At 66.6% G+C, this 8459-nt stretch carries 7 protein-coding genes and 2 pseudogenes; 4 read left to right on the plus strand and 5 right to left on the minus strand.

Features of this window, described 5'->3' with window-relative positions; translation table 11 throughout:
- Together KAY22_RS20775 and KAY22_RS20780 are read right to left on the minus strand one after the other, a co-directional pair.
- Nucleotides 1-290: pseudogene (locus tag KAY22_RS20775) on the minus strand (acyl-CoA dehydrogenase); the annotation flags it as partial.
- Nucleotides 291-303: 13 nt separating this feature from the next.
- Nucleotides 304-1065: an SDR family NAD(P)-dependent oxidoreductase gene (locus tag KAY22_RS20780; protein ID WP_296625148.1), complete on the minus strand. Its 762-nt coding sequence runs from the start codon at nt 1063-1065 to the stop codon at nt 304-306.
- 59 nt (nt 1066-1124) lie between these two features.
- Between KAY22_RS20780 and KAY22_RS20785 the strand changes: the two genes are divergently transcribed.
- Nucleotides 1125-1805, plus strand: coding sequence for a GntR family transcriptional regulator (locus tag KAY22_RS20785; protein WP_296625149.1), 681 nt, complete (start codon nt 1125-1127; stop codon nt 1803-1805).
- On the opposite strand, the gene KAY22_RS20790 is transcribed toward KAY22_RS20785, so the two are convergent.
- Nucleotides 1796-3475 (minus strand): hypothetical protein, encoded by a 1680-nt coding sequence (locus KAY22_RS20790; protein WP_296625150.1) that lies wholly within the window; start codon nt 3473-3475, stop codon nt 1796-1798. The two genes, KAY22_RS20785 and KAY22_RS20790, sit on opposite strands and share 10 nt — an antisense overlap.
- A 73-nt stretch (nt 3476-3548) precedes the next feature.
- Between KAY22_RS20790 and KAY22_RS20795 the strand changes: the two genes are divergently transcribed.
- Entirely contained in the window at nt 3549-4568 is a 1020-nt protein-coding gene (locus KAY22_RS20795) for an acyltransferase (RefSeq protein ID WP_296625151.1), read from the plus strand.
- A gap of 9 nt (nt 4569-4577) precedes the next feature.
- Here KAY22_RS20795 and KAY22_RS20800 read toward each other — a convergent pair whose 3' ends face one another.
- On the minus strand, nt 4578-4751 hold the full coding sequence (locus KAY22_RS20800) for a hypothetical protein (protein WP_296625152.1): 174 nt from the start codon (nt 4749-4751) through the stop codon (nt 4578-4580).
- A gap of 299 nt (nt 4752-5050) precedes the next feature.
- A complete protein-coding gene (locus KAY22_RS20805) occupies nt 5051-6046 on the minus strand; it encodes a CorA family divalent cation transporter (protein ID WP_296625153.1) in 996 nt (331 codons plus the stop codon).
- A 104-nt stretch (nt 6047-6150) separates the two neighbouring features.
- Here KAY22_RS20805 and KAY22_RS20810 point away from each other — a divergent pair, with 104 nt between their 5' ends.
- A complete protein-coding gene (locus tag KAY22_RS20810) occupies nt 6151-7545 on the plus strand; it encodes a hypothetical protein (RefSeq protein ID WP_296625154.1) in 1395 nt (464 codons plus the stop codon).
- A pseudogene (locus tag KAY22_RS20815) lies at nt 7542-8459 on the plus strand (hypothetical protein); the annotation flags it as partial. The gene KAY22_RS20810 and the pseudogene KAY22_RS20815, both read left to right, overlap by 4 nt.

Consider the following 8459-nt stretch of genomic DNA (forward strand, 5'->3'; position numbering starts at 1 on the left):
AGGTACATATTGCCCTCGTCAGGCGCCATCGTGTTGACTGCCACCGGACCGAGCGGCGACAGACCCGACTTGATCAGGACGATAGCGGTCTCGCGCTGGGTCAGGTGCGACCCGTCGGGCAGGATGTGCGGCGTCATCAGCCCAGCGGCGCGCGCCTTCTCGCGCATCTCGAGAACCAGGTCCTCGGTCGGGCCATGCGCGGTCGAGCGCGGGTCCTTCTCATAGGGAATGATCTGCTCGCGGACGAAGGCCTCTACCTTGGCCGCGATCGCCTGTGCGCGTTCCGTCATCTTCAAATCTCCTTCAAAGGCCGCTGACGGTGTGACCGCCGTCGGCGACGATGACCGAACCGGTCATGTAGGATGAAGCGTCCGACGCGAGCAGCAGCAGCGGCCCGTCCAGTTCGGATGCGAGGCCCAGTCGGCGCTGGGGAATGCGGCGGAGCATCGCCTGCCCGGCCTCGGTCGACCACAAACCCCGGTTTATGTCGGTCTCGATATAGCCGGGACAAATGCAGTTCACGCGGATGCCGAAGCGGGCGAGTTCAAGCGCAGCGGACTTGGTCATCTGGACGACTGCCGCCTTCGACGCGGCATAGGCCGACAGATGCATCCCCTGCCGCAGGCCCAGGATCGAAGCGATGTTGATGATCGAACCGCCGCTGCCCCGAGCGCGCATCGCGCGCGCGGCCGCCTGGGTCAGCAGGAACATGCCCTTGCTGTTGGTGTCGAGCGTGCGGTCCCAATCCTCCTCGCTCTGTTCGAGGAAAGGCTTGTCGATCGCGATGCCGGCGTTGTTCACGAAGATGTCGACCTCGGCCAGCAGCGGATCGATTGCGGCAATGCTCCCTGCGTCGGCGACGTCGAGCGCGACCGTGTCGCAGATGCCACCCGCATCGCGGATCCGCGCCGCCACGTCGGCCAGAGCGGCCTCGCGTCGCGCACCGACGATGACCTTCGCGCCTGCCTCGGCCAACGTCTCGGCGAAATGCGCTCCGAGCCCGCCAGATGCGCCGGTGACGAAGGCCGTCTTGCCGTTCAGCTGCAACAACTCGCTCGCGCCCATAGCCGACTCCTCTCGATTTCGTTCGACTATGGAACAGGATTGTGTAACAATCAATGGCAATGGCTGAACTTTCGTCCAAAGCGTCACCGCGACACTGGTCCGGACCCGAACCCTCGGGCGCCGCCCGTAAAGTTTATCTCGGGATCATGCAGGAACTGGAACGCGGGCGACTGGTGCCGGGCCAGCGGCTCGTCGAGACCGAGTTGGCGCAGCGTTACGAGGTCGGTCGCAACGCCGTCCGCGAAGCGATGCAGCATCTGGCCGTGCGCGGCATCGTCGACCTCAGCCCGAACCGGTCGCCCGCTATCCGCCTGCTCGATCTCGCCGAATGCCTGGAGGTGCTCGAAGTCGCCTCTGCCCTGACCCGTCTGGCGGCTCGCTCGGCGGCGCAGGCCTATGACGGAGAGGCCGCCGCCGCGCTGAAGGCGGCGGTCGAAGACGTCGCCGAGGCCGCTCAGTCAGGCGAGCCGGCCGCCTTCAGCCGTGCACGGCGGGGCTTTTATCGCTGCCTCCTGACGATCGGCGGCAATCGCGAATTGCAGCGCCTGTTTCCTGCTATCGCGATGCACATCATCCACGCCCAATATCCGTCGCCCCGGCTACAGGGCATTCGCCTCGCCGACTATCGCGCGATCGCTGCAGCCGTGGCCGGCGGCGATCCCGAAGCGGCCGACCGCGCGGCACGCGAGCATGTCGAGACAGTGCGCGCGATCATCCTGGAGCTCGCCCGTCAAGGCTGAGTGTATCCCGCCGGGCCGGGCTCGGCGGATCCGTTGAAGTCGTAGCGCGTCGTGGCGCCCCAATAGCCGAACTCGATCCAGTCGACCGCGACCGGCAACCGATAGGCATCGGGTGCTCCGAAGGCGCCGATCCATGCCGGACGGCCATAGCCGGACGGCGGCTTCACGCCGCTATGGCCGACGACGACGCCATCGACTTCCAGTTCGACCCCCGTTGCTCCGGCATATATCCGCGCGACATGCCATTGCCCGTCGGCAACCTTGCGCGACGTAGCGAGCGGGGGCAGTTCGCCACCGCTGCGCAGACGACCATCGGCTTCGACATAGAGATAGCCACGCCCCGGCGCCCCCACCAGCACGCCCCTTTCGGCGACGGCGCCCTTCCTGATCAGGAAGCGAGTCCTCCAGGACCATTCCCCGCCCGGCGGCTGGACGTCCGGCGAGACGAAGGCGGGACCGCCTGCAAGAGCCTGGGCACCCGCCACTTCGAGGAAGGCAGCCCCCGGCCCCATAGCGACGGCCTCGCCCGTGGCGCTGCCTGCCCCACCGAGGCGTGCGACATCCGCACTCTCGTCGCCCCCGGCCAAGGCGCGCGAGAAATGCAGTGCCAGCGTCCGCATGCCCGTATTGGACGGGTGAACCCCGTCGACCAGTTCCAGATCATAGGGCTGGACATAATGCGCGCCCATCGCGCGCGCCGCCACGAACCCGGCATGGCGAATCCGCTGCCAGTCCTCGGGCTTGCCCCAAATCGTGGCGGTGACGTTCGGGATGGTGGCGAGGGCCATATCGAACCGATCACCGAACGCCGGGTTGTGGCGCGCCATGATCGACCGGGCGGCGCGCAGCGATAAAGCGAAGCGTCCATCGGACATATGCGTCGCCGCATCGGTGTGGCCGATTATCCCGACCGCCCCCTCGAACCCGCCCGCCTGGTCCAGCGCCGCGATCCAGCGGGCATATTCGCTCGCCTCCGGCGCCAGGAAGGCGGCGATCGACGTCGCCCCTGTCGCATGACCAATGAAAGCCGTCGACACGCCCAGGCGCTTCGCCTGCTCGTCGAGAAAGACGGCAGCAAAGGCCGATCCATAAGGTCCATCGTCAGAAGGGCGCGCCCAGCGTGCCGGCTGCTGCGCCAGCGCCCGGTCGTTGCTCGTCGCCCAGACGAAGAGATCGGGCGCGGGGCGAATGCCGAGATCGGCGAGAGTCCTGTCCCCCTGCGTTCGCCGCGTCATGAGCACGCCCAGCGACTGGGACGGCGCCTGCACGAAGATCGCCCCCATGTAGAAGGGAGTCTTTCCCTCGACCCACGGTCCCTCCGGCGCAGTCGCCAGATCGAGATAGAAGCCGCCTCGGCGCGCTGCGATCCCCGTGATCGGAACGGTCGAGTGGCCGGCACCGATAGCCGCGACGGCTTGCCAACCAGGCTGCGAGATCGACCGACCGTCCAACGCCCGCGTCCGGGCATAAAGCGGACCGGCCGTGGGCAAATCGACCTCGACCGGGATTACGCCCTCACCCTTGCCGAACGCTCCGCCCGACATCGACAGCCGCTGGAAGACGCGACTCTCGGCCGGTTGGGTCACGGTCAAAGGGACAGTGGCTGCCTGAGCGAAGGAAAGCGACAGGGTCGACGCGACCAGCAGCGCAAGCCCGTGACTCCAGCGCATCGTCGCTCGTCCTCGCATCCATCGCATAGCCGACCTAGTTGACCGCTCCCGATGCCCGGTGCAAGTCCGGCCCATGGGGCGATTGCAGACGATCGACGCGCTTCGTGGGGTTGCGGCGCTGTTCGTCCTGCTCGGCCACGCAGCCACCTTCTTCGACCTTCAGCACATCCCGCGTTTCTGGCTCGCGGTTGACCTGTTCTTCCTGATCAGCGGTTATGTTCTGGGGGCTGTCTATGAACCGCGCTTTCGCGAGGGGCTGACGGCGACGGCCTTCATGAAGGCCCGGGTCATCAGGCTCTACCCGCTCTACCTGGTCGGGCTGATCCTCGGCATGGCTAGCGCGATCGCAGCGCTCATGCTGAAGCGCGGCGATCTGTCGGTCTGGGAATTCGTCGTTGCGCTTCTGTCCGGACTGCTGATGCTCCCCTCGCCGACCTGGACCGGCACCGACAGCCTGTTTCCATTGAACTTTCCCGCCTGGTCGCTCTTCTTCGAACTGGTCGCCAATCTGGTGCTGGCCCTGATTTGGCACCGGCTGACCACGCCTATATTGCTCCTGATCATCGCCGTCAGCGCGGCGGGGATGCTTGCTTGTGGCGATCCCGGGGCGGGCCAATCCTGGTCGAGCATCCTTGGCGGCTTTCCTCGAGTCGGCTTTTCCTTCTTCCTCGGGATATTGATCCAGCGTCATCGACGTCCGAGCCGCAGTGCCGGCTGGTTGCCCTGGCTTGCCGTTACGAGTGTGGCTGCAGTGCTCTGGCTAAGAGAGCTGCCGGGCGGCGCGCTTGCGGACTTCGCAACGGTATTCCTAATCTTTCCGGCGATGCTGTGGCTGGTGGCAGAGCGGGAACCGAAGCTCGGTCGCATCGCACAGGCCTTGGGCGCCATGTCCTACCCGCTCTACGTCATCCACGCTCCGCTGATTTCGATCATTACGCGCGGGATCGTATTTTTTGGACATAAGCCCGAACCCATGGCCCCTTGGCTGGGCATTGCGACCGTCCTTTCGCTCTGCGGGTCCGCTCTGATTCTGGCTCGCTTTTACGATCGATGGGCGCGGACGAAGATGGAGCGTTGGATCGCGCGACGCTGAGGGTCGAGTTCAGCCACGTCCCCGCAGCGCATCTTCGATCGCCATTGCCTCGCGCTCGAGCATCGCCGCCATGTCGAGCAGCCGCGCAGCCTCGTCCCGCTCGTCTGCATTATGCGCGAGCAAGCGGGCCTTCGCAGCCTCGCGACGCAACCGTGCCGCCGACCCCTTGTCCTTTTCGGCCATTCGCTCAGGCCACTCCGCAATCTGTCGACGAGCCCGGCACCGAACCTCGTCGAAGCATTTGCGGAGAGGCACCGCCCGCACCGTGGCGGACGCAAGCGCGCAAACGGAAAACTCCCCCCCCGATGCGCTGGCTCTTCGGTCCCCTCATGCGCATGCGTCTCCCCTGATCGCGCATCCCCTGACACATCTGTTAAGCATGTCCATCGTCCGACACAATCGGTGCTTTGACCCGTTCTGGATCAAGCTGGGTCAAAAAATGACGGATGTTGTATTTAGGCGCCTGTCTTCGGATATCTTTGCTAACGGCGCATGAAGCCCATCATACGCAGCGCGACGTAGGTCGCGCCCGCTGCCCCGAAGGCGGTAACAGTCGCGAGCAGGGTACCGTGGCCCGATCCGGACCAGGGCAGGCCTCCGGTGTTCATCCCGAACAGTCCCGTCACGAAGGTGGCCGGCAACAACAAAGCCGTCATGATCGACAGGATGTACAGATTCTGGTTGGTCCGCTGGTCGACCTGCGTGTCGATCTCCTCGCGCAACTGACGGAGCTGGCGCTGGACGCCCAATGCGTCGGCATCGAGCGACTGCAGCCGCTGGGACAATTTCTCGACCGTCGGCGCCATATCCTCGGGTAATTCCTCGTCTTCCTCCAGCCGTCGGAACACCCGGCCCATGCCCTCGACCGTGCGCTGGAGCCGGGCGAGCCGCCGGCGGATGGCTATCAGGCCGCGCGTATTGGGCGAGTTGAGGTCGTCGAGAAAGGCGTCCTCGGCCCGCTGCACGTCATGGCTGAGGTCGCGCATCTCGGCCGCGACGCCCTCCATCACGGTGGCCGTCAGGAGATCGAGCGCATCGGCCGGCTGATCTATCCTCCGCCCCTGCGCCAGCCGATTGCGGATGATGTCGGCCGAACGCATCGGATGCAGCCGCGCGGTGATCATCATGCGGGCGGTCAGTGCGAAGCGGATCGCGCCCACCTGCCCGCTGTCCCGACCGTCGAAGTCGCGCTCCACGTCGTGGATGACGCAACCGACCACGCCTTCGTCGATCAAGGCCCGCTGGTGATTATCGCTGCCGAGCAGCAATTCCTTCACCTCGTCGGGGAGGTCGGCCTGTCGCTCGATCCACTTGGCACTGCCCTGATGCGCGAGGCTCAGATGGAACCAGCGAAACGCATCGCCCGCCTCGTCACAGCTTTCGACCGCGCGCGCGCGGCCGGTCGCCTCGTCGAACGCATAGCCCCAGATCAATCCGGGCGTCGCTCCGAGCGACAGCGGGGTGAGGCCTTTCGCCATGTCCGACCTGATCCTGATTCCCGCGCTGGGCCTGGAACCCTCATAAAGTGTTTTGTGGCGATTTCGACCGCTGGCTTGCGACAGCGGTTGCGATAGAAGCAAGCATGCCCCGCCCGCTTCCGCAGCTCGTTCCCAAATCTCCGCTGCCGCTCATCCTGCTGCTTCTCACCCTGCTGGGGCTGGGCGTGCGCATTGCGGCAGCCACCGGCGATTATTGGCTCGACGAGGCGTGGTCCGTGATCTTCGCGCGCGATGCGTCGACCGTCGGGGACGTGCTGTTCGCGATCAACCACGACAACAACCACCATCTGAACACGCTGTGGCTGCGGACTGTCGGCTGGACCGCCACGCCGATGCTCGGCCGCACGCTGTCGATCCTGTGCGGAACGCTCGCGATCCCGGTCGCCGGCCTGATCGCGGCGCGGCGCGGGGTGGGAGCGGCAGGCTGCGCGGCGGCGCTGTTCGCCCTGTCGCCGATCCTCGTCACCTATGGAACGGAGGCGCGGGGCTATGCGCCGATGCTGCTCGCCCTGCTCGTCTCGATCCTGATCGTCGATCGCCAGACCGCCGGGCGGCCCGTCCGCTATGGTGCTGAATGGTTCGGTCTGGCGGCATTCATCGGCATGCTCGCCCATGTGTCGATGCTGTTCGGCGTCGCCGCGCTGGTCGGCTGGATGACGATCGTCCAAGCCCGCAGCGCGCCACGCCTGACGGCGCTGCGTACCAGCCTGCTCTTCTCTGCCCGCGCGCTCGCGGCGGTCGCGGTCGTCCTGCTGATGATCTTCGCCGGGGCTGCCGCCAGTCCCGACGGACTGCGCATGGGCAGCGTCACGCCCTTCTCGCTTGTCGCCTTCGTCGACGCGGTCGCCCACATGCTCGCCTATACGCTCGGCTGGCCCTGGCTCGCCGGATCCTGGATGCTCGCAGCGCTGCTGCTGCCGCGCCTCGTTCGGCGCGAGGCGAGCGTGGCCGACCGCATGCCCTTCTTCCTGCTGGCGATCCTCGGCCTGCCGCTGCTGGTCCTTCTGCTCCAGCCCGACAACAGCGCCTATCCCCGCTATTATCTGCTGAGCGCGGTCGGCCTTCTCCTGCTGCTGCCAGAAATCCTCGCCCTGCGCCCGCGCTTCGGAACGATGCTGGTCACGGTGGTGCTCGTCGGTTCGATCAGCGCCGATATCGTCATCATCGAGAACCGCCGCGCCGATCCCGGCGAAGCGGTGGAGGCGATGATCCGCGAACAGCCCGGCGGCGCCTTAGTGCTGCTCGAACATGGCCGCGATGCGGCGGTGTTGCAGACCGCCGCCGGGCGACGGGGCTATCCGCTTATCCTCAGCGAGGCCTGCGTCCACGCGGATTTCTATTTCGTGCAGGAGGCTCCCGGCGGCCCCGGTTTCCCGCTCGCCGCCCTTCGCTGCGGCCGCGCCTTTCAGCCGCTGGCGGGCGGAACGACCAAGGGCCTGTCGGGCATGGACTGGCAGCTCTACGGACGGGTAAGGTGAGTTCGTCGGCGGACGCAGTGCCCTGGTGGACGCGCGGTTGGGCGATGCTCGGGCTCGCCCTTATCTCCCTCGTTCCCCTGCTCCAGCCTGGTCTTCCTCCGCTGACCGATCTGCCGGGCCATGTCGCCCGCTGGCATATCGCGACCGCGCCCGACACATCACCACTGCATCACTATTTCTCGATCGACTGGGTCTGGGTGGGCAATCTGGGCACCGACCTGCTAGCCCTGCCGCTGATCGGGCTGATCGGTCCGGTCGGCGCGGGCCATGCCATCGCGATCCTGATCGTCGCGCTGAACATCGGCGGGATGATCTGTCTCGCCCGCGCGATCCATGGCCGGATGAACGAGGCGGGCCTGTTCGCCCTGCCGCTTGCCTTCGCCTGGCCCTTCCAGATGGGCTTCATCAATTTCCAGCTGGCACAAGGCCTCGCGCTGCTCGCGCTGGCCGGCTGGATCAGCCTCGGCACGCGGGGTCGCGGCCGGGCGCGGTGCGCTTTGTCCGTCCCCTTGGCGCTCATTCTCTGGACCTGCCACAGCGCGGGCTGGGGGCTGTTCGGCCTGATGGCGTTCGGCACCGAGATCGCCGCCCGCCGCGAGCAGGGCGACCGACTTTCGATGGCCCTGCGAAGAGCCGTGATCGCCTGCCTGCCACTCGCCGCGCCCCTGCTGCCCATGCTGTTCGCAGCGCCGACAGGAGCCGCCCCCAGCCCGTCCGCCGACTGGTTCAACCTGCCCAACAAATTGTTGTGGATCGCGTCGACCTTCCGTGACCGCTGGCAGTGGGTCGATCTCGCCTCGCTCGGCATCATCCTGTTCCTGCTCTATGTCGCGTGGCGCGATCCGCGCCTGCGCTTGTCGGCGCGCCTGCTGCTGCCCGCCGCGCTCGTCGCCGGCGCCTTCCTGATCCTGCCG

It is taken from the genome of Rhizorhabdus sp. (genome assembly GCF_018006725.1).
GTDB lineage: Bacteria > Pseudomonadota > Alphaproteobacteria > Sphingomonadales > Sphingomonadaceae > Rhizorhabdus.